Raw genomic sequence first — 21,430 nt, 5'->3', positions numbered from 1 at the left:
ACGGTTTTTGTATAAACAAGCAATACGGTCAACAGCATATTTCATATTTCACTTGTGATAGTGTGAATACGCAGCGTAGCATCGCAATTTGCACTATTTCCATTTGAGAAAAGGAAAAGGCACACTCGGTATTTTGAGTGTGCCTTAGCTGTATTATTTTGTTACAGAACCATTGTTAATCGTTGATAGAGCGTCATCCACTTCAACTATTTTTTCTAGTTGTTTGCTTGCGAATTTATTAAGTTGGATGCAATGAATATACAGGTAAGGTAAAAAATTATAAAATTACTTTATTATTTAATAAGGGAGCAATTACTATGCAAACTATTACAGGAAAAACGGCCTTAATAACAGGCGCTGGTCGCGGCATTGGTCGAGCAACAGCAATCGCATTCGCACAGGAAGGCATTAATGTTGGATTAGTAGGACGTACGCTTGAAAATTTACAACAAGTTGCTGAAGAGTTGAAACAATATAATGTGAAAGTGGCTGTTGCTTCGGCAGATGTATCTGATCTTGCTTCCATTACAGCTGCGGTTGAATCAATTCGAGGGGAGCTTGGCGCCATCGATATTTTAGTTAACAATGCAGGTATTTCCAAATTCGGTAGCTTCATGGACTTAACACCCGAAGAGTGGACTAATATTATTGACGTCAACGTAAAAGGTGTATACTACACAACTCATGCAGTATTACCGGAAATGATTGAACGTAAATCAGGAGATATTATTAATATTTCATCTACAGCTGGTCAAAAGGGTGCGCCAATTACAAGTGCATATACAGCTTCCAAAGCAGCGGTTATCGGAATGAGTGAATCATTAATGCTAGAAGTTCGTAAGCATAATGTGCGCGTAGTAACATTGACGCCAAGCACAGTTGCAACAGATATGGCGGTAGAATTAAACTTAACAGACGGTAACCCAGAAAAAGTAATGCAAGCAGAGGATTTAGCAGACTTAATGGTCGCACAGTTAAAACTTCACCCACGTGTTGTATTAAAACATGCTGGTCTGTGGTCAACAAATCCATAATAAATGAGTATTGGGCTTTCGAATTTTTATGTCGAAAGCTTTTTTTATTTGAAAAGTATTGTATTCATCGGATCGTAATAATTGAAAGCTTTTTTCTATGGAAAAACCCTTATTAAAAAAATTGGTTTTAGTTTAAAGATCATGGGAAACAATAAGTATTAAAGAAAGGAAGTGCATTAAGATGAAATTTAAAATAGGAAGCGCACTTTTATTATTGGTCATTCTTGCTGGGTGTAATAAGGATGAGGACGAGGTGACAAACGCACCTGAGACCGTACCAACAGAACAGAACTCAACGAATATGGATACAGCTAAGAATAATCAAAATCCAACTAATACAACTAATACAACATCATTTAACTTCTCAGAGTTTTCTTTAGATGTAGATTACTCAGCAACAGAGTCATATGAGGTGGAATATGATAACGAAGCAACGGGTGTAGAAGCGTCTATTGACGATGGCAGAAGTAATTTAAAGGTCACAGGTAATGACGCATACACGCAATTAGAGCCGTTGTTTCAAGAATTGGATTTTGATAAAACAACGTTGGATGAGGATGTTATCGATGAAGTTCTAACGGTGTTTGGAATTACAGATGAATATCAATCGGTTGAGATTGACGTGAGATTCGCAGATGGCACAGAGAAGGAATACCGTGCAACAAAATAACGAGAAGAAGCCTTGGATATCGCATCAAGGCTTTTTGATCGTTAAGGAAATTATAAAATTTCGCTTTGTCTATTAAAAACTTAAACGGAGTGCAATCGTATTCGTCATAAGACAGGAAAATAGGATTACGGTTACGTTTAAATTATTGTTCAGATAAAATGCTCCGAATAATCATATTTTTATATGACTACCCTTTTTTCTTAGTATAGATTGCTAATCTACCTGTTTCAGTTGCTTGAACATATGAAAACATCAATTATTTTTCTAGTAAAAGGGATGGATGGATTATGACGTAAGATTTAACGGGGGCATCGTGTGCGAAATAAATAATTGACAAACATATTCAATAGTATTATAGAAAAACAACTCGCTGATAAATGCTTTAATTGCAAGGAATGATTGGGAGATGTTTCACGTGAAAAACTTTTTCAAAATAACTTCATGCAATAAGTTACTACATTAATGTACAAGCTACCCAAAAAGTAGACGGAATTGTTATTTTATTCATTTGTGTTATTTGTGTACATAAAAAAAGGACAGCATCTCGCTCTAACTTGCACAAGATGTGTCTTTCTAATGCAGAATATGCGTCAGATAAGCACGAGCCTAACTATGTAAATGTACCAACCTTATAAAAAAATATATTTGTAGAGTTCCTTTTTGTTTTTCTTCAAATAATAACTTATAATTAATTGAAAATTTAGAAAATACAAGGAGGGAATAGCATGAGGAAATTGAAAGTGTTCGCGATTTTACTACTTGTTTTACAATTGACACTACCGTTTGCCATAACGGCGGATGCAGAAACAGACATAACGGTTCATTACACAGCAATTGGTGATTCACTCGCAGCGGGTATGAGTGAAAAGAAAGAAATTGGTTATGGCTATGCAGACTATTTAGCGCAACGATTAGGTAGTGATGAATTGCCAGTGATTTTCAATAAAGGTTTTGCATACCCAGGCTATACAACAGAAAATGTATTAGCCGATATTAAGTCAAATGTAACAAAACCGATTATTTCATTAGAAGGTTTGCAAAAAAATAGTTTAAGCCTTTCCGAAGGCATTGCTGGAGCGGATTTAATTACAATTAGCGCTGGCGCGAATGACGTTTTGAAATATGTAACACGCAGTGAAACAGGTGAAGTGACATTTGATTTAGCCGGTGTAATGCAGGGCGTACAAGCCGTAGCAACGAATTATCAATCAATTCTAGGTGCCATAAATGAAGTGAATCCAGATGTGGAATTAATTGTGATGGGCTATTATAACCCGTTCCCATATTTAGATGCTAAGTATCAAGCACAGTTAGATATGCTCGTGAAAGCACTTGATGATGCAGTTGGAAAAGTAGTTACTGCCAATGGTGGTTTATACGTTAAAGTGGCAGATGTTATTGCAGAAAATTATTTAACCTATTTACCAAATCCAGATAACATCCATTTAAGTTCAGCAGGTTATGAAGCGGTTGCTGGATTAATGTACGATACGATTATGAATACACAGGTTGAAGATCCAGTTATCGTGAGAGATAATTTTAATGATGTAGCCGGTCATTGGGCAGAAGATTATATTAATTTTGCTGCAACTCTGGGTATTATGAACGGCTTTGCAGATGGTTCATTTAAACCGAATGATTATATGAAGCGTGTGCAGCTTATTTCCGTTATTGCGCGAACATTTGAGTTTACGGGACAAGCGTTCGCACCATTTACGGATACGATGTCTTATGCACCTGAAACACAGCTTGAGATATCGGGAGCGTATAATGCGGGAATAATAAAAGGATACAATAATTTACTTAAGCCGCAAGACAAGGTGACGCGCGCGCAATTGGCATTAATGATGGCAAGAGCGTATGAGCATACTGAGGGGGAAACGTATATTCCTGAACAGCTTGCTCCATTTACGGATATTAAAAAATATAATATTGAAACGCAACATGCAATTACACTTTTATTTGATTTCGAATTGGCACAAGGAGTCGGTAACGGGAAATTTGCACCGGGTGATTATGTAACAAGAGCTCAGGCGGCAAAAATTTTATCAGGACTATTTGATACAACGGATTATTAAACAAAAAAACGAGCTACGAAGGGATGGGGATCCTCTCATAGCTCGTTTTTTTTAATGGGATATATATAAGCAGAATGGGGATTCTGCTGGGGACACGGAATTATGCTTTCCACTTTAAGCCTTCAAAGAAACGATAAACTTCTTCGAATACAAGCTCACGTTCTTTACCAAGTGTTAAAATATGACCAGAATTTACGAATGTTTTTACTGATTTAATGCGAGACTGTACAGAACTGTAAATTAAGTCCGCACTTTCACAATAATAGTCATCATCTTCAAGGCCACGTAAAATATGCACGGGCGTTTCGATGTTGTTTAATTTATTACTTGTTTCATTAATCATACCTTGTAAGTAATCAAGAGAAGGCATACGTACCAATTCCGCTACTTTTGAACGGTTATCGATTTGCTCATCATAAGTACCAGATAGTTTTTTATAGCTAATCGCATAATCCACGATACGGTTTTGCAGACTGTCAGCATTTTTAGCGATAGCTGGAGCAGACATTGTAACGATGGCTTTTGTCGGGCGTTCTACACCAAGTTTTAATGAGAAAATACCACCAAGTGAAACACCGGCAACGGCAATTTCTTCATAACCGAGGCCACGTAATTCATCATAGCCTTCAATTACACTATCCCACCATTCCATAGGGTTCGATTGAATTAGTGTTTTTGGATCACCGCCGTGTCCTTTATATAAAGGGGCATGTACGGTATAGTTACGTTCTGTTAAATATCGACCTAGACGCTTTACATCGTTCGTATTACCAGTAAATCCGTGTAGTAATAGTACAGCACGCTGACCTGCTTCATATGTAAATGGTTTCGGTGGGATGATCTTCATTTTATAAACTCCTTTTGTGTTATGTAATTGTGTCTGAAATTATGTCGATAATGAGAAATTTATTTGAAAAGACTTGAAATTTAAAATTAATTTTGATATGAAATGTTGTTTCTATCGCTTATTATAGTTGTATTAATACATAAGTACAATTTATTATTTCTATCGTTTTGATTCCAAAAAGTTATGAATGATGTGAGGTGTAGTAAATGGAAATTCAGCAGTTGGAATACTTCAAAACCGTTGCTACGATGCAACATATGACACGTGCCGCAGAGAAGTTAAGCATTTCCCAACCGGCGTTAAGTAAGTCCATTTCAAACATTGAAAAGGAGCTTGGCGTTCCGTTATTTGATCGCCAAGGACGCTCGATCTATTTAAATCGATTTGGGGAGCTATTTTTACGTAGTGTGGATGTTATTTTGGACGAATACGAAAAAGTGAAGGAAGAATTTGATAACTTTGTGCGCCCAGGTTATGGGGAAGTGGCGTTCGGATTTATTCATACATTAGGGATGGAAGTTGTGCCAGAGTTGATGGCATCCACTGCATCAAAGTATCCGAATATGCATTTTTCATTAACGCAGGCAACTTCACTGAGTTTATTGAAGCGATTAGAGGAGGGGGCAATTGATCTTTGCTTGTCTCAAAAAATCGAATCGAGACTTATTGAAATTGAAACGATTGAATTATGGACCGAAGAATTATTTGTCATCGTACCGAAAACGCATCGCTTTGCTGAGCGTGAAACGATTGCATTAGAAGAAATTAAGGATGAGCCGTTCATTTCGATAAAGAAAGGGAATTCACTGCGCCAAATTGTCGATGAATTTTTTGCAAAAGTAGGCGTTACACAACATACAACTTTTGCTGGAGAAGAGATGCATACGGTTGCCGGCTTCGTTGGTGCGGGATTAGGTGTGTCGGTTATTCCTGATATTAAAGGGTTGGATCATTTTAATGTGAAAAAATTGCGAGTTAGTTGGCCACCTTGCTACCGGAAAATTGGTGTGTCTTGGGCAAAAAATCGTTATTTGTCGCCAGCAGCAACAGAATTTAAGGAATATTTAGTGGAGTATTTAACAAATAAAGGCGAGATATAAGGACCAATACATACGAAAGCGAGTGATGCGAATTGTTTTACGACCAATATAAATTTGAACAGCTTGTAAGAACAACTTTAACTATTACAGATGAGCAGGAAATCGAGACACTTTTACAATGCTTTCAGAATGCTGTGGCTGGAAATATGGAAGCGATGGTAGACATTGCGTTATTTCATCGTAGCTATGAGTTGTATGGTGCGATGAGCGTCTGGCTGAAACGAGCGGCGCAGCTCGGTTATAATGACGCACAGTATGAGTTAGCCAATTGCTATATTGAAGGTCTCGGAGTTGAAGAAAATGAGCAGGAGGCGTTGCGTCTTTATACATGCGCGGCTGAGCAAGGGCATGCAGATGCAGCCAATAATTTAGCGGATATGTATTTCAACGGCGAAGGGGTAGACGTGAATGAAGAACTAGCCTTTAGTTGGTTTACTAGAGCGGCGGATGCTGGAGTAGTAGAGGCGATGTTTTCGCTCGGTATTATGTGTGAGCAAGGACTTGGCATGGAGACGGACAAGCAGCGTGCTTTTTCATATTATATACAGGCAGCGGAGGGCGGCTATGTTGATGCGCAATACCGCGTAGGAACTGTTTATTTTGAAGGTCTTCTGGGACAGCCACAAAATTACGATGCTGCACTTGAATGGTTTGAGCGTGCGGCTACACAGTTTAATATTGATTCGATTTATAATATTGGTTATTTTTATGAGCATGGTATTGGTGTCACACAAAATACTGAAAAGGCAATTCGCTATTATAAACAGGCATCACTGCTTGGGGATTACCATGCAAAGCTTAATATTGCCGAGCTTTATGAGCAAGGTAACGGCATTGCAGTAAATCATTTAGAAGCAGAAAAGTGGCGAGAAGCTGCCATACAGCAAATAGGCGAGGCAGATTTTGATTAAACAAAATGAATAATGCGAAGTGTGAAAATTACGCACCATTTAATAGCGCGAAAAGTAATAGAAGACTATTAGCGTTCTTCAAAATTGATAGTCTTCTCAGTTTTTTCTACGTATTTATGTAAAAAAATAGCGTGAATTTAGTATTCAACATTAAATGGTTCAAGTTTAGAATGAAAATGTCTGTAATTTTTTTACTTTCGATGATATTTTTCTTTATTTATATACTGAGGGAATATTATACTATTGAAGGGTTATATTGAATTTTCGCTTAAAGTAGTTATAAAGTCCTTATTTAACTTTAGTGGTAAGGTTATTTTTCTTGTATATAAAGGGAAAAATACGCACAGTTAATATCAAATGAAAGTGGCGTGAACAAACATGTTCATCAAGAAAAAAAAAGAGCATCAACAAATTGATATGAGCGTATTCCATGTTAAACTAGACTGCTCGAGCAACTTAAAAATTAAAAAGCAAATTGATATGTTAAATTTAACAACTGATGATTTGCGGTATTTAAAGTCGTTTAAACCAAATGTTGATAACAATATTGGCACCATCGTGGATTCTTTTTATCGTACGCTCGGCATGGAATCGAGCCTTACGAAAATTATTAATGACCATAGTTCTATTGATCGTTTAAAGGTTACACTGCGTAAGCATATTTGTGAAATGTTTGATGGTAGTATTGATGCCATATATTTTGAAAAGCGAACGCGTATTGCGCAAGTCCATGTGCATATTGGTTTAAGAACGCAGTGGTATATAGGGGCCTTCCAAAATCTATTTATTGAACTTATGGCGCTTGTTCAAAAAAATATTAGCAATCCAGAAATACAATTTGCTACACTGGGAGCAATTTCGAAAATCTTAAACTTTGAGCAACAACTCGTTTTAGAAGCTTTTGAAGCAGTTATTGATAAGATGAAGCAAGAGATGGAAAATGGGAAGCAACGCCTTGGAAATTCCATTATCGAGTCAACCGAAAGTCTCGCGGCTATTTCAGAGCAAACGAACGCCTCGTTCCATCAGCTCACTTCCCAGTCAGAAGAAATGATTGCTTATGCGAAAAAGGCGATTGAAATGTCAAGCGTAGCAGCAGTTCAAGCGAATGAGGGGAAAGAGCAGTTACAGCAGCAATCGACTAGTATGTCAGATATAAATTTGTCGGTTCAACATATTGCCCTTGAAATTGAAATGCTTGTAGAGATTTCTAAAGAGATGGAATCGATCATGGGTATCGTCACGACTATTGCTAACCAAACGAATCTATTATCGTTAAACGCAGCCATTGAAGCAGCCCGCGCTGGAGAAGCAGGAAAAGGCTTTGGTGTTGTTGCGGGTGAAGTTCGTAAGCTATCGGAGCAAACGAAGGAATCTGCCACAAATGTAGCAGAGCTCTTGCATAATACAAATATGAGAACAAATAAATTGATGGAATCCTTAAAACAAATTCAGAGTGCAGTAACGTCGGGTGAGCAGAGTATGAATGGAACAGAACAGAAATTTTCACATATTGTGCAGGCGCTACATGAAACAAAAGAGCAAAACAGTTTAATGGAACAAGAAGTGAATCAAATTTGTGATGTTATTTTAGAGTTGGGTATGGCGTTTGATGAGGTGACACACTCAGCGGATACATTAGCTATTGTGGCGCAGGAATTAAAGTAAGCGAACACAAGCAATTATGAGCGATGACAGAGTTTTGTTGACGCTCATTTTTTTTCGTGCGAATTTTGTAAAACACTAGCTGTCTATTATAGAAGAAAAACGATTATACTTAAGGGAGATTTTAGTGCGTATAGGGAGTTGTTAGAGATGAAAACAGTTGTTGTTGTCGGTGGCGGCATTACGGGCTTATGTACAATGCATTATGTAAAAAGGCAGATGGTTGAACAAGGAATAGAGGCACGTTTAATTTTATTGGAGAAAAATGCGTATTTAGGTGGCAAAATTCATTCTGAGCAGGAACAAGGCTTTATTATGGAGACGGGCGCAGATTCAATCGTTGCACGCCATCCGGGAGTACTTGAACTTGTGCGTGAACTAAACTTTGAACAAGAGCTTGTTTATAACGAAACAGGCATTTCATATATTCATACAAATAATGAATTACATGCAATTCCAGCGGGTTCGACGTTCGGGATTCCGATGAATGTAGAGTCATTAATGGCGAGCACATTAGTTTCAGAGGAAGGCAAAAAACGTGCTTTGCAAGATTTTGAATTGCCAAATACAAACTTCACGAAGGAAAGTTCCATTGGAGAGTTCCTTGATTATTTCTTGGGTGAAGAGCTCGTACAGAAACAGGTTGCGCCAGTGCTTGCGGGGGTCTATTCCGGGGATTTATATCAGCTATCACTAGCATCCACATTACCATATTTAGTGGACTATAAAAATAACTACGGTTCAATTATTAAAGGTTTTGAGGAGAACCGTGAGCAGTTTGAAAAAGCGAATAATAAAAAATTCATTTCATTCCGCACAGGACTGCCTGCTTTAATTGATCGTTTAGAGGAAAGCTTACCTGAAGTTGAGTTTTTTAAAAATACTGCAACAGAGCGTGTTGTCAAAAATGGCGAGCAATATGATGTAGTACTAGCAAATGGCGAGACAATAACTGCGGATGTTGTCGTGCTTGCTGTGCCAAATGAAACGGTGCGCTCGGTATTAGTAGATGAGGCGATAGATACAAGCTTGAAAAAATTCACAACAGCTTCCGTATTGACGATGTATCTAGGTTTTGATGTACCTGATAGCATTTTACCAGCTGATGGGACAGGGTTTATCGTTTCATATAATAGTGATTTAGTATGTAACGCTTCAACTTGGACGAGCCGTAAATGGAAGCATACATCGGCCTCAGGTAATTTACTTGTACGATTATTTTATAAAAATAGTAATCCACACTACGAAGAGCTAGCTGCAATGACAGATGAACAGTTGACACAAGTTGCGCGAGAGGATATTCGTTTAAGCCTTGGCATTGAAGAGGCACCGAAAGTAGTCAATGTGACAAAGTGGATACATCAAATGCCGCGCTATGATTTAGCACATAATGAAGCGTTAGGTGTTGTAGTAGAAGATCTAGAAAAACGGTATCCCAATCTACTGCTTGCGGGCTGTTCTTATTTTGGTGTAGGAATTGGTGCTTGCATTCAAAATGGTAGAAAAACGGCAGACCAAATTATTACAATAATCAAGTAGATTAAACTAGCTTCCGCTTTATTCGGTTAAATAGTCTTGACGTTCTTCTTATATAAAGTTATGATTCTTTTAATTATTTCAAAAATTCATATATTTCTTATCGAGAGAAGCAGAGGGACTGGCCCAATGAAGCTTCAGCAACCAACATTTGTCAGGTGCTAAATCCAGTAGGCTATTAATGCCTGTAGATGAGAGGGAACTAAATTTACAATGTGTAAAGCCTTCTTAAACAAGAAGGCTTTTTATTATAGATGAAAAAGACTGAAAATACAGTAAATAAATCGTGTGGAATGAGAGTGAGGAAATAGTATGGGATTGCTTGAAACGTTACAAACACGTGTGTTAACAGCAGATGGTGCGATTGGTACGCTACTGTATTCATATGGCTTAGATTATTGCCATGAGGAAATGAATGTTGCCCGACCGGAAATTATTGAAAAAATCCACGGTGAATACATTGCAGCTGGTGCAGATATCATTCAAACAAATACATATGGCGCCAATGCGATTAAACTAGCTCGTTACGGTTACGAGGGACGGGTAGCAGAATTTAACCGCGCCGCACTTGAAATAGCAAAACGTGCAGCTGCACCAGGTGGACAGTTTGTGCTTGCAACAATTGGTGGTATTCGTGGCATTCGTAAAAGCGATACAACGCTTGAAGAGATTTTAGCAGCATTTCGTGAGCAGGCCGAAGTGTTACTTGCAGGTGAGCCGGACGGATTTTTACTAGAAACGTATTATGATTTCGATGAATTATCAGCATCTGTACAATTGCTACGTACATTAACGGATTTACCCATTATTGCCCAAGTATCAATGCATGAGCCAGGTAGATTACAAAATGGTATGACGCTAAATAGTGCATTGTATGAGTTAGATCATATCGGTGCAGATATTGTTGGGAGCAACTGCCGTTTAGGTCCTTTCCATACAATTCAAGCATTTGAAGGCGTACAGCTACCAAAAACAGCGTACCTGTCTGCGTATCCAAATGCATCTTTACTTGATGTAGAAGATGGGCGCGTTGTGTACGAATCAGAAGCGGATTATTTTGCGCGTGCAGCCGTGGAGCTAGTTGGCCAAGGTGTGCGTTTAATTGGCGGTTGTTGTGGAACGACCCCGAAGCATATTAAAGCGGTTAAAGAACATTTAGCGAATATAAAGCCGCTTGCAGCTAAAGAAATTAAGCCAGTAAGCGTAGAGTTTGTACGCGTACCAGAACCACCAAAACAAGAACCGCTTCATGTGAAGGCGAAGCGTGAGCGTTCAGTCATTGTGGAGTTGGATACACCACGTCACTTAGAAATTGATGGCTTTGTCAAAGGGGCAAAGGAATTATATACTGCCGGTGCGGATGTCATTATGATGGCAGATAACTCGCTAGCTTCACCGCGTATTAGTAATATTGCGATGGCGTCGATTTTAAAACTACAGCATGGAATTCGCGCATTACCTCATATTACTTGCCGCGACCGTAATTTAATAGGTTTGCAATCACATATTATGGGGCTTGATGCGCTTGAACTACATGATATTTTAGCAGTAACAGGCGATCCAACAAAGGTAGGGGACTTCCCAGGAGCAACTAGTGTGTACGATGTTTCTTCAATGGAACTAATCTCCCTTATTAAGCAGTTAAACGAAGGTATTTCCTTCTCTGGTAAGCCACTTCGTAAAAAAGCAAGCTTCTCAGTAGCAGCTGCATTTAATCCGAATGTTCGTGTGTTAGATCGAGCAGTTGCACGTTTAGAGAAGAAAATTGAACACGGTGCAGATTATTTTATTTCGCAGCCGGTATATTCAAAAGAAAAAATTGTTGAGATTTATGAGGCAACGAAGCATTTAGAAACGCCGATTTATATTGGGATTATGCCATTAACTTCATTCCGAAGCGCTGAATTCCTGCATCATGAAGTACCAGGCATTAAATTGTCGGAAGAAGTACTTGCGCGTATGGAAGCATGTGGCGAGGATAAAGTAGCTGCAACCTTTGAAGGTATAGCAATCGCTAAAGAACTACTAGATACAGCTTGTGAATATTTCAACGGCATTTATTTAATTACGCCGTTTTTACGATACGATATGACGCTTCAATTAATGGACTATGTAAAAGAACTTGATGCGCAAAACAAAGGAGTAAAAACAAATGCTTAACCATCCAATACAAGAACAACTTCAAAAACGAATTTTAGTAATCGATGGCGCAATGGGAACAATGCTGCAAAATGAAAATTTAACGTATGAAGATTTCGGTGGCGAGGACTTAGATGGCTGTAACGAAAACCTAGTACTGACACGTCCAGATGTTCTCGGTAAAGTACATCGCGCTTATCTTGAAGCAGGGGCAGATATTATTTGTACGAATACGTTCGGTGGGACACCACTCGTATTAAATGAATATGATTTAGGTGATAAGGCTGTAGAAATTAATACGCGTGCTGTCGAAATTGCAGTAGAGGCTGCCAAGGAATTTTCAACATCCGACTGGCCACGTTTTGTTGCAGGCGCAATGGGTCCTACGACAAAAACGTTATCTGTTACTGGTGGTATTTCATTCGATGAATTAGAAGAAAACTTTTACGTTCAGGCAAAGGCGTTAATCGAAGCGGGTTCGGATTTACTACTGCTTGAAACAAGTCAGGATATGCTGAACGTTAAAGCAGGAACACTTGCTGTTCGTCGTGCCTTCGATGAGTTAGGAAAAGAGCTGCCGGTTATGATTTCCGGCACAATTGAGCCAATGGGAACAACGCTTGCAGGTCAGTCAATTGAAGCATTCTATATTTCAATTGAACATATTAAACCTCTATCTGTCGGCTTAAACTGTGCGACAGGTCCAGAATTTATGACGGATCATATTCGTTCACTTGCAGAATTATCTACAGGCTATATTAGCTGTTATCCGAATGCCGGCTTACCCGATGAGGAAGGCTGCTATCATGAAACGCCAGATTCTTTATCGAAAAAGCTACAAGGCTTTGCAGAAAAAGGCTGGTTAAATATTGTGGGGGGCTGCTGCGGAACAACACCTGCTCATATTGCAGCAATCCGACAAGCGGTAGATAGTCATGCACCACGCCAACCAAAAACAAATACGCATGGCCACGTCGTATCAGGAATTGAACCGCTACAATATGATGATTCAATGCGTCCATTATTTATTGGTGAGCGTACGAACGTTATCGGCTCACGTAAATTTAAAAATTTAATTATTGACGGTAAATTTGAAGAAGCGGCAGAAATCGCGCGTGCTCAAGTGAAAAATGGGGCACATGTTATTGATATCTGTTTAGCCAACCCAGACCGCGATGAAGTAGAAGATATGCGCAACTTCATGCAGGAAGTTGTGAAAAAAGTGAAGGTGCCTTTAGTTATTGACTCAACAGATGAGAAAGTAATGGAAGAAGCACTGAAGTTCTCTCAAGGGAAAGCAATCATAAACTCGATTAACCTAGAAGACGGCGAGGAACGTTTTGATGCAGTCATGCCACTTGTGAAAAAATACGGTGCGGCACTAGTTGTTGGAACAATTGATGAAGTCGGGATGGCCGTTACACGTGAGCGTAAACTTGAAGTAGCGGAACGTTCGTATAAGCTTCTTACAGAAAAATGGGGTTTAGCACCGGAAGATATTATTTTTGATCCGCTGATGTTCCCAGTTGGTACAGGGGACGAGCAATACATAGGTGCTGCAGAAGAAACGATTGAAGGGATTCGCCTTATTAAAGAAAAGCTTCCACGTTGTCTTACGGTCCTTGGTGTAAGTAATGTATCATTTGGTTTGCCACCAGTTGGCCGTGAAGTGCTAAATGCGGTGTATTTATATCACTGTACACAAGCAGGTCTTGATTACGCGATTGTAAATACAGAAAAACTAGAACGTTACGCGTCGATTCCAGAAGCAGAAATTAAGCTAGCGAACGATTTGATTTTTAATACGAATGATGAAACTTTGGCGGTATTTACTGATTTCTATCGTGATAAGAAGAAAGAAAAAACAGAGGCAGACATTCCTAAAACAGTTGAAGGTCGTCTTGCTTATTATATTTTAGAAGGTACAAAAGAAGGGTTAATCCCTGATCTAGATGCAGCCATGGAGCTGTATGATTCACCGCTAGATATTATTAATGGACCACTCATGGAAGGGATGGCGGAAGTTGGTCGTCTTTTTAATGCTAACCAATTAATCGTAGCGGAAGTTCTTCAAAGTGCCGGAGTGATGAAGGCATCGGTTGCTCATTTAGAGCAGTTCATGGAGAAAAAAGAGGATGATAGCTCTGGTAAAGGGAAAATGGTCCTTGCAACAGTTAAAGGAGATGTACATGATATCGGGAAAAACCTAGTAGATATTATTTTAAGTAATAATGGCTACAAAGTAGTTGATCTAGGTATTAAAGTTACTCCGTCTGCCTTAATTGAAGTAATTCGAAAAGAAAAGCCAGATTTCATCGGTTTGTCAGGGTTGCTTGTAAAATCAGCACAACAAATGGTTATTACGGCGCAAGACTTTAAAGAAGCCGGTATTGATGTACCGATTTTAGTAGGTGGTGCAGCACTTTCCCGTCGCTTCACGGAAACCAAAATTGCCGATCAATACGATGGCCCTGTTATTTATGCAAAAGATGCGATGGAAGGCTTAGATTATGCAAACCGTTTAATGAATAAAAATGAACGCGACGGCTTTATTGAAGCGCTTCGTGATGCGCGTGAAAAACGTTTAGAATCTGATGCGAAGCGTGCAGCGCGTCCGAAAGTTGAACTTACTGAAAAACCGGTACGTACGATTGAAGATGCAAATGTGTTCTTGCCAAAAGATTTAACACGTCACGTGAAGCCTGGTTATTCAGTAGCTCACTTGCATCCATATGTAAATATGCGCACTTTAATCGGCCACCACTTAGGATTAAAAGGGAACTTAGAAACGATGCTTGCAGAAGGAGATGACCGTGCAACACAGCTACATGAATTAGTCTCTGGTTATTTAAAGAGTGATGTATTAAATCCATCGGGCATGTATCAATTCTTCCCTGCACAAGCAGACGGTGATGATGTAGTCGTATATAGTCCGGAAGATAGCAAAACGGAAATAAAACGCTTCACCTTCCCGCGTCAGCAAGTAGCGCCGTTTATGTGTTTAGCCGATTTCTTAAAAACTGTAGAAAGCGGAGAAATGGACTATATTGCACTAATGGTTGTTACAGCAGGTCATGGTGTGGGTGACAAGGCGCGAGAACTAAAAGAAAACGGGAAGTTTTTAGAAAGTCATGCATTACAAGCAACGGCGCTTGAACTAGCAGAGGGCTTTGCAGAGCGTATTCATCAGGAAATCCGCGATCAGTGGGGCTTCCCAGATGCAACGGACTTTACGATGCGCGACCGTTTTGCAGCGAAATACCAAGGACAACGCTTCAGTTTTGGCTACCCAGCTTGCCCGAATTTAGAAGACCAAGAGAAATTATTTGATCTACTGAAGCCAGAAGATATTGGCGTGCAACTAACTGAAGGGTTTATGATGGAACCAGAGGCGAGCGTTTCGGCAATTGTCTTTGCTCATCCAGGCGCCCGTTATTTTAATGTATAAAGTAGAGCGCCTCATCAATTGATGGGGCGTTTGCTAATAGGAGGAAGTTTTATGATTCGACAAGCAAAAGCAACAGATATGTCAACAATATTAGAAATTTTTAATGATAATATTTTAAATTCAACAGCTATTTATATGTATGAGGAGCAAACATTGGAGCAGCGCCTCATTTGGTTTGAGGGGAAAATGGCAGCAGGAGAGCCGCTTTTTGTATATGAGGAAGACGGTACTGTTGCGGGCTATGCAACGTACGGACCATTTCGTGCGTATCCTGCGTTTAAATATACAGTAGAACATTCTGTGTATGTGCATAAAGCTCATTATAAAAAAGGCATCGCGACAAAATTAATGCATGCGCTTATTGAGTTCGCGCGCACGCATGACGTGAAAACAATGGTTGCCTGCATTGATGCAGAAAATGAAGGTAGTGTTGTGGCCCATGAGAAGTTAGGTTTTACGTATAGCGGTACAATCCGAAATTCAGGCTATAAATTCGGGCGCTGGTTGGATTTATCTTATTATCAGTTGGATTTAGATGGACCAACTGAACCGATGGAAAGGTAGTTTTGATTGTAAAATAAAGTATTTAATGGAATAAACACTACAATTCACACATATTTTTAGTACCTAGTCATATGACACTTGTCATACTTTTTTTGTGATGTTTGTTTCTGTTGTCACTTTCCTAAATCACCTACTATGTAGTTATTACTTATATTGAAACGGAAAGAGGGAGAATAAAGTGGCAGTAACAGATGCAGAAAAAACGAAGAAGCTAAGAAAAGATGTGGCACCTTTTGCAAAATCGGATATGCAGCGTAGCGTAATGCAAATCGTGAATACTATTTTACCGCTTTTAGTACTGTGGAGTGCGGGGTATTACTTATTGCAGTTTTCACCTTGGTACACAGTTATATGTAGCATCCTTGCTTCAGGTTTGGTTATTCGGACATTTATTATTTTCCATGACTGTACGCACGGATCATTCTTTAAAAATAAAAAAGCAAATGATGTTGTTGGATTTATAACAGGTGTATTAACATCATTCCCATATGAAAAGTGGAAGCGTGAGCACACGATTCATCATGCGACAAGTTCGAACTTAGATAAGCGTGGTATTGGCGATATCGATATGTTAACGGTTGATGAATATTTAGAAAAATCAAAGCTTGGTCGCTTAGGCTACCGCTTATATCGTAATCCAATTGTGATGTTCGGTTTAGGACCACTGCTTATGGTGCTTGTATTAAATCGTATTAACCGCAGTGATGCAAAGAAAAAAGAGCGTACCAACACGTATTTAATAAATATCGTAATAACTGGTATTTGTGTGGCACTGATTTATGTATTTGGTTGGTTTGCTTTCTTCTTAGTACAAGGAGTTACATTATTTATCGCAGGCGCACTAGGGATTTGGTTATTCTATATCCAACACACATACGAAGATTCTTACTTTGAATACGATTCAGAATGGGATTATGTGAAGGCAGCTGTAGAGGGAAGTTCGTATTATAAGTTACCGAAATTATTACAATGGGTAACGGGTAATATCGGATTCCACCATGTTCACCATTTAGCACCTCGTGTACCGAACTATAAATTAGAAGATGCACACGAATCAATTCCGCCATTACAACAAGCGACAACAATTACATTGAAAACAAGCTTAGAGTCAATTCGGTATAAGTTATATGATACAGAGCGCAGAAAGTTCGTATCATTTAAAGAAGTTGAGCAAGCACTTTCGATGAAAAATAATAGACTTCAACATTAAGTCAAGGGGTTATCCGCTGAGTCGTACAAAGACTTGATGGATAGCCCTTTACTGCTTAAATTGGGCCCATTTGATATAATAGGGAAAAAAGAGAATTGAGGCTGTTATGCAAACTTGGTATAGTATTATTCCGAAAAGTCCTTGGCTAAGTATTTATATATGGATTATTTTTTGTATCATGCCATTCTTCTTCATTATCCAATCCTTTTCACTTGTACAAATTACGACGGGGATTGTCATGATTTTATTGTATTTCTTATGTCATCGTTTTTCTTTCCAATCTAAAAATGGGCTCGTTTATATGTGGATTAGTTTCCAAATGGTATTGAATGTAGTGATGACACTTATGTTTGGTTACGTATATTTATCCTTATTTACGGCGTTTTTTATCGGTAATATTCGTCAACCAGTAGGATTTTATATTATGTACGGGCTACATATTGGTTTTACGGTATTATCTATTGTCGGGGGATATTTTATTTTCTTAGATCTCTTTATTACACAAACACCATTCATTATTATTACGGTAATCGGTGTTGTACTCTTGCCGTTCACTCTTTTTTCGAGAACGAAACGTGAAAATTTGGAAGGCGAGTTAGAAAACGCTCGAGACCGTATTTCAGAATTAACAGTGCATGAGGAGCGTCAACGTATTGCTAGGGATTTACACGATACGCTTGGCCAGAAGCTTTCGCTGATTGGTTTGAAAAGTGATTTGGCTGTCCGCTTAGTAGAGAAAAATCCCCAGCAGGCAATCGATGAAATTAAAGATATTCGACATACAGCAAGTATCGCATTAAAAGAAGTAAGAGAGCTGGTCGCAAATATGCGAACAGTTCGTATAGAAGAAGAATTATACCGTGTGGAGCAAATATTAAAGGCAGCACAAATTAAGTTCCGGTTAAACGGTGACGTCAAACAAATTACTATGCCTGTACTCGCAGAAAACGTAGTGAGTATGTGTTTAAAAGAAGCAGTGACTAATATAGTAAAGCATAGTAAGGCAACGATTTGCCGCATCAGTTTTTATCAAAGTGAAGATGAGTTCATGCTAACGGTTCAGGATGACGGCGTTGGTTTTTTACAGCAAAAATTACTCGCAGGTGGCAGTGGCTTAAAAGGGATGCGCGAGCGTATTGAATTTATTAATGGCTCTATTGAAATTCTTAGTGATAAGGGTACGACATTAATTGTTCATGTACCCGTTGCTATTACACATCAAAAGGGAAGTGAATAAAATGATTCGTATTGTAATAGCGGAAGACCAGGGGATGCTACTCGGGGCGATGAAATCCCTATTAAGTATGGAAGACGATATGGAAGTAGTTGGCCTCGCAAAAAATGGAGAAGAAGCAGTGGAGCTAGTTAATCGCGAGCAACCGGATATTTGCATTATGGATATTGAAATGCCTGTGAAGACTGGTCTTGATTCGGCAGAGGAACTACGCGGCAGTGACTGTAAAATTATTATTTTAACAACATTCGCTCGTCCTGGTTATTTTGAACGCGCACGTAAAGCAGGTGTGCGTGGCTATTTACTAAAGGATAGTCCAATTGAAGAGCTGGTGAACTCCATCCGTATTATTATGGATGGACGTCGTATTTATGCACCAGAGCTAGTTGACTTTGTGTATGAAGATGATAGTGAAAATCCACTTACTGAGCGTGAAAGTCAGGTGCTCGAGCTTGTTGCAGAAGGTAAAACAACGAAGGAAATTGCAGCTGAACTGTATTTGTCTGCTGGAACTGTGCGGAATTATATTTCAACAATCCTTGATAAACTTGGTGTCGGTAACCGAATTGAAGCAATCGCCCGCTTTAAAGATAAGGGCTGGAATAAATAATGTCAGTAGCTATGTTGTCGTAAATTAACTCGCTTTGAGTGGTTATATTTGTTAAAGGATATTGTTGTTTATGTGGAAATGATAGTTTACTACAAATGTATTTGGAATAGCAGGTGGCATACATTCGCGTCCATTCGGTATTACCCCCCCATGACCACAAGCGGGTTGACCTATAACGCGGTTAGAGTAGTTGATCTAACAACAGTGTGGTGTTTATCGATACCTAATAGTTAAATATGATTGATCAATAGTTTACTAATATAGTCCTTTACTAGTTATGGCTAATGAAAACACCCAGACATTTTTTATGTCTGGGTGTTTTTCTAACTATTTTTTCTTTTTCGTTAATCGGCCTAAAATAAATGCGCCTGCAGCAACGGCAAGGATCGTATTTGTTTTCTTAGTAAATACTTGCTTCGTCACAAGATTTAAGTTTTGCGGGCGCTCAGCTAGGCGACGCATGAAGTAGCCGTACCAGTCTTTGCCGTATGGTACGTAAACGCAGAAATTATAGCCCTCGTTCGCAAGCTTCAGCTGTAAGTCTTTTCGGAAGCCGTAGAGCATTTGGAATTCGAATTGATCGTGTGGGATATTATAATCTTTTACGAAACGTTTTACATGTTCGATAATGTTGTGATCATGCGTTGCAATCGATGTAAATTTACCATTTAATAAATGGTATTCAATGAGTTTGATAAAGTTAATATCGATTTCTAATTGATCCTGAAATGCTACGGATGCATTCTCCTTATATGCACCTTTTACGATGCGTAGACGGAAGTCTTTGAATTTTTCGATATCCTCTTTTGCGCGGAAGAAATAGGCTTGTATCACAGTTCCTACATTATCGAATGTTTTCGCTAATTCCTCCAACATATCAAATGACGGTTGAAGGCGGTCGTAGTTTTCCATATCAAAGTTTACGAAAATACCATACTTACTGGCATGTTCAACAATTTCTCGCAAATTGTCATAACAAAAATCAATATCAATATCTAAGCCTAACTGTGATGGTTTAAGTGAAATATGTGCATCGACGCCCTCATTATGAATTGCTTCAATTACTTTTAAAATTTCTTCTTTGGCCTTTGTCGCTTCAGCCTCGTCAAATACGAATTCACCTAAATTATCAACAGTACATGAAATGCCTTTTGCGTTTAATTGTTTAATGTTCGCCATTGCTTCAGAGATGTTTGTCCCTGCAACAACACTTTGTGCACCTAATCTTAAGCCGTACTTTTGAGCTGAGCTATTTAACAATTGATTTTCAGATAGTTGGATGAAGAAATCACGTAATCCCATAAAAACATCTCCTTGCACTATTTTAAAAAATTATATCATATTTGGGAATTTGTTGTAGTTTGTGGCTTCATACTCTATATGATGTCTATAAAGTCAATTACCCCAAGTCTTAATGGCTATTTATATTACGCCTAGAATAGATAATTAAGGACGTACATCATTTGGGTAAGTTTAGTGTAAGGCTGTATAAAATTGAAGAAATTATCGGGACATCACCTTGGATGAGTACAACTATTATTCAATGAAATCGAGGAAAAGCTCGCCCAACGCATCCTTAAAGTGCTAAAGCGAGCGATATGGAAAATTTTTAGCCCAGCTATACTCCTGAGATTTTTAGTGTCCGTGGTAATTCAGATACCTTATTAAAGAGATTACAGGCGTACATCATTCTGGAAGTTAAGAACGAAATGATTAGCTTCCTCGTATACGGCAAATTCATATCCTTGTTCTTTGTAAAATGCAATGATTTCTGGAAGTGCAGCCAAGGTTTGCGGTTTTTCGTGCATCAGTACAACTTCTCTGTCCGCATTCGTGTCACTTTTAATATTTTTTATAATTTGGGCTGGATTATCTTTTAATGCCCAATCTTTGGAGTCAATTGTCCAATCCCAAACTTTAATGCCAACCTCGACAATTTGATTGCGAATCTGTTCGCTTTTTAATCCTGGTGCGGAACCATAAGGAGGGCGAACTAAATGGGGGGTTGTACCGGTAATATCACCAATCAGTGCTAACGTTTCATTCATCTCAGGGACAAACTGGTTGTCGTTGTATAATGTTTTTCTTTCATGCGTCATGCTATGGGCACCGACATAATGCCCTTCTTTTGTTGCGCGTTTTGCACTTTCTTGTAGGTGTTCTTTTTTTAGGTTACTTCCTTGCATGAAAAATGTTGCGCGCACATCTTGCTCACGTAAGACATCTAGAAATTGGTCTGTTAGTTTACTAGGCCCATCATCAAATGTTAGGTAGACCACCTTCCCTAAAGGCTTTTCCTCTACACTTGGTTCTTTTTCTATTTGTATTTTATCTTGGATGATCGAGGTCTCTACTTTCTCAGTCGAATCTTGTTCTGTACTTTT

15 protein-coding genes, 1 pseudogene and 1 riboswitch are annotated in these 21,430 nt (G+C 38.8%); of the genes and pseudogenes, 13 read left to right on the top strand and 3 right to left on the bottom strand.

The genetic code is table 11. The features are described from left to right. Positions 1 to 317 precede the first annotated feature (317 nt). The 3 genes from MHH87_RS16190 (at position 318) to MHH87_RS16180 (ending at position 3,782) form a co-directional block, all read left to right on the top strand. Positions 318 to 1,034, top strand: coding sequence for a 3-ketoacyl-ACP reductase (locus MHH87_RS16190; protein ID WP_340750257.1), 717 nt, complete (start codon positions 318 to 320; stop codon positions 1,032 to 1,034). 181 nt (positions 1,035 to 1,215) lie between these two features. Then, positions 1,216 to 1,704 (top strand): YusW family protein, encoded by a 489-nt coding sequence (locus tag MHH87_RS16185; protein WP_340750256.1) that lies wholly within the window; start codon positions 1,216 to 1,218, stop codon positions 1,702 to 1,704. A gap of 725 nt (positions 1,705 to 2,429) precedes the next feature. Further along, complete coding sequence (locus MHH87_RS16180; protein ID WP_340750255.1) at positions 2,430 to 3,782, top strand: S-layer homology domain-containing protein; 1,353 nt, start codon at positions 2,430 to 2,432, stop codon at positions 3,780 to 3,782. A 100-nt stretch (positions 3,783 to 3,882) separates the two neighbouring features. On the opposite strand, the gene MHH87_RS16175 is transcribed toward MHH87_RS16180, so the two are convergent. Further along, a complete protein-coding gene (locus MHH87_RS16175) occupies positions 3,883 to 4,629 on the bottom strand; it encodes an alpha/beta hydrolase (protein ID WP_340750254.1) in 747 nt (248 codons plus the stop codon). Positions 4,630 to 4,835: 206 nt separating this feature from the next. On the opposite strand from MHH87_RS16175, the gene MHH87_RS16170 reads away from it, so the two are divergent. The 10 genes from MHH87_RS16170 (at position 4,836) to MHH87_RS16125 (ending at position 19,046) form a co-directional block, all read left to right on the top strand. Then, positions 4,836 to 5,729, top strand: coding sequence for a LysR family transcriptional regulator (locus MHH87_RS16170; RefSeq protein WP_340750253.1), 894 nt, complete (start codon positions 4,836 to 4,838; stop codon positions 5,727 to 5,729). A 32-nt stretch (positions 5,730 to 5,761) separates the two neighbouring features. Continuing rightward, the gene (locus tag MHH87_RS16165) at positions 5,762 to 6,640 is read left to right on the top strand and encodes a tetratricopeptide repeat protein (protein ID WP_340750252.1); all 879 of its coding nucleotides are present in this window, start codon (positions 5,762 to 5,764) and stop codon (positions 6,638 to 6,640) included. Positions 6,641 to 7,018: 378 nt separating this feature from the next. Continuing rightward, positions 7,019 to 8,308: a globin-coupled sensor protein gene (locus tag MHH87_RS16160; RefSeq protein ID WP_340750251.1), complete on the top strand. Its 1,290-nt coding sequence runs from the start codon at positions 7,019 to 7,021 to the stop codon at positions 8,306 to 8,308. Between the two features lie 147 nt (positions 8,309 to 8,455). After that, complete coding sequence (gene hemG, locus MHH87_RS16155) at positions 8,456 to 9,844, top strand: protoporphyrinogen oxidase (RefSeq protein WP_340750250.1); 1,389 nt, start codon at positions 8,456 to 8,458, stop codon at positions 9,842 to 9,844. Between the two features lie 94 nt (positions 9,845 to 9,938). Further along, a riboswitch (SAM riboswitch) is annotated at positions 9,939 to 10,039 on the top strand. A gap of 114 nt (positions 10,040 to 10,153) precedes the next feature. After that, complete coding sequence (locus MHH87_RS16150; protein WP_340750249.1) at positions 10,154 to 12,001, top strand: bifunctional homocysteine S-methyltransferase/methylenetetrahydrofolate reductase; 1,848 nt, start codon at positions 10,154 to 10,156, stop codon at positions 11,999 to 12,001. Then, positions 11,994 to 15,428, top strand: a complete 3,435-nt coding sequence (metH, locus tag MHH87_RS16145) for a methionine synthase (RefSeq protein ID WP_340750248.1) — start codon at positions 11,994 to 11,996, stop codon at positions 15,426 to 15,428. Before MHH87_RS16150 ends, metH begins: the two co-directional genes overlap by 8 nt. 51 nt (positions 15,429 to 15,479) lie before the next feature. After that, a complete protein-coding gene (locus MHH87_RS16140) occupies positions 15,480 to 15,992 on the top strand; it encodes a GNAT family N-acetyltransferase (RefSeq protein WP_340750247.1) in 513 nt (170 codons plus the stop codon). A gap of 247 nt (positions 15,993 to 16,239) precedes the next feature. Further along, positions 16,240 to 17,202 (top strand): fatty acid desaturase, encoded by a 963-nt coding sequence (locus MHH87_RS16135; RefSeq protein WP_340751029.1) that lies wholly within the window; start codon positions 16,240 to 16,242, stop codon positions 17,200 to 17,202. Positions 17,203 to 17,308: 106 nt separating this feature from the next. After that, positions 17,309 to 18,439, top strand: a complete 1,131-nt coding sequence (locus MHH87_RS16130; protein ID WP_340750246.1) for a sensor histidine kinase — start codon at positions 17,309 to 17,311, stop codon at positions 18,437 to 18,439. Position 18,440: 1 nt separating this feature from the next. Then, positions 18,441 to 19,046, top strand: coding sequence for a response regulator transcription factor (locus MHH87_RS16125; protein WP_340750245.1), 606 nt, complete (start codon positions 18,441 to 18,443; stop codon positions 19,044 to 19,046). 327 nt (positions 19,047 to 19,373) lie between these two features. On the opposite strand, the gene MHH87_RS16120 is transcribed toward MHH87_RS16125, so the two are convergent. Together MHH87_RS16120 and MHH87_RS16115 are read right to left on the bottom strand one after the other, a co-directional pair. Continuing rightward, positions 19,374 to 20,348: a proline dehydrogenase gene (locus MHH87_RS16120; RefSeq protein ID WP_340750244.1), complete on the bottom strand. Its 975-nt coding sequence runs from the start codon at positions 20,346 to 20,348 to the stop codon at positions 19,374 to 19,376. Between the two features lie 371 nt (positions 20,349 to 20,719). Further along, positions 20,720 to 21,340 (bottom strand): annotated as a pseudogene (locus MHH87_RS16115) (polysaccharide deacetylase family protein); the annotation flags it as partial. Positions 21,341 to 21,430: the final 90 nt, after the last annotated feature.

The organism is Solibacillus sp. FSL H8-0538, assembly GCF_038003525.1.
Taxonomy (GTDB): Bacteria; Bacillota; Bacilli; order Bacillales_A; family Planococcaceae; genus JBBOPI01.
This window is presented reverse-complemented; position numbering and strand designations above follow the sequence as displayed.

What these genes read in the sequence shown, in the direction of transcription:
- MHH87_RS16185 (WP_340750256.1), top strand. Translation starts at nt 1,216, where the DNA reads ATGAAATTTAAAATAGGAAGCGCACTTTTATTATTGGTCATTCTTGCT.
- MHH87_RS16190 (WP_340750257.1), top strand. Translation starts at nt 318, where the DNA reads ATGCAAACTATTACAGGAAAAACGGCCTTAATAACAGGCGCTGGTCGC.
- MHH87_RS16130 (WP_340750246.1), top strand. Translation starts at nt 17,309, where the DNA reads ATGCAAACTTGGTATAGTATTATTCCGAAAAGTCCTTGGCTAAGTATT.
- MHH87_RS16140 (WP_340750247.1), top strand. Translation starts at nt 15,480, where the DNA reads ATGATTCGACAAGCAAAAGCAACAGATATGTCAACAATATTAGAAATT.
- MHH87_RS16170 (WP_340750253.1), top strand. Translation starts at nt 4,836, where the DNA reads ATGGAAATTCAGCAGTTGGAATACTTCAAAACCGTTGCTACGATGCAA.
- MHH87_RS16180 (WP_340750255.1), top strand. Translation starts at nt 2,430, where the DNA reads ATGAGGAAATTGAAAGTGTTCGCGATTTTACTACTTGTTTTACAATTG.
- MHH87_RS16135 (WP_340751029.1), top strand. Translation starts at nt 16,240, where the DNA reads ATGCAGCGTAGCGTAATGCAAATCGTGAATACTATTTTACCGCTTTTA.
- MHH87_RS16125 (WP_340750245.1), top strand. Translation starts at nt 18,441, where the DNA reads ATGATTCGTATTGTAATAGCGGAAGACCAGGGGATGCTACTCGGGGCG.
- metH (WP_340750248.1), top strand. Translation starts at nt 11,994, where the DNA reads ATGCTTAACCATCCAATACAAGAACAACTTCAAAAACGAATTTTAGTA.
- hemG (WP_340750250.1), top strand. Translation starts at nt 8,456, where the DNA reads ATGAAAACAGTTGTTGTTGTCGGTGGCGGCATTACGGGCTTATGTACA.
- MHH87_RS16175 (WP_340750254.1), bottom strand. Translation starts at nt 4,629, where the DNA reads ATGAAGATCATCCCACCGAAACCATTTACATATGAAGCAGGTCAGCGT.
- MHH87_RS16120 (WP_340750244.1), bottom strand. Translation starts at nt 20,348, where the DNA reads ATGGGATTACGTGATTTCTTCATCCAACTATCTGAAAATCAATTGTTA.
- MHH87_RS16150 (WP_340750249.1), top strand. Translation starts at nt 10,154, where the DNA reads ATGGGATTGCTTGAAACGTTACAAACACGTGTGTTAACAGCAGATGGT.
- MHH87_RS16160 (WP_340750251.1), top strand. Translation starts at nt 7,019, where the DNA reads ATGTTCATCAAGAAAAAAAAAGAGCATCAACAAATTGATATGAGCGTA.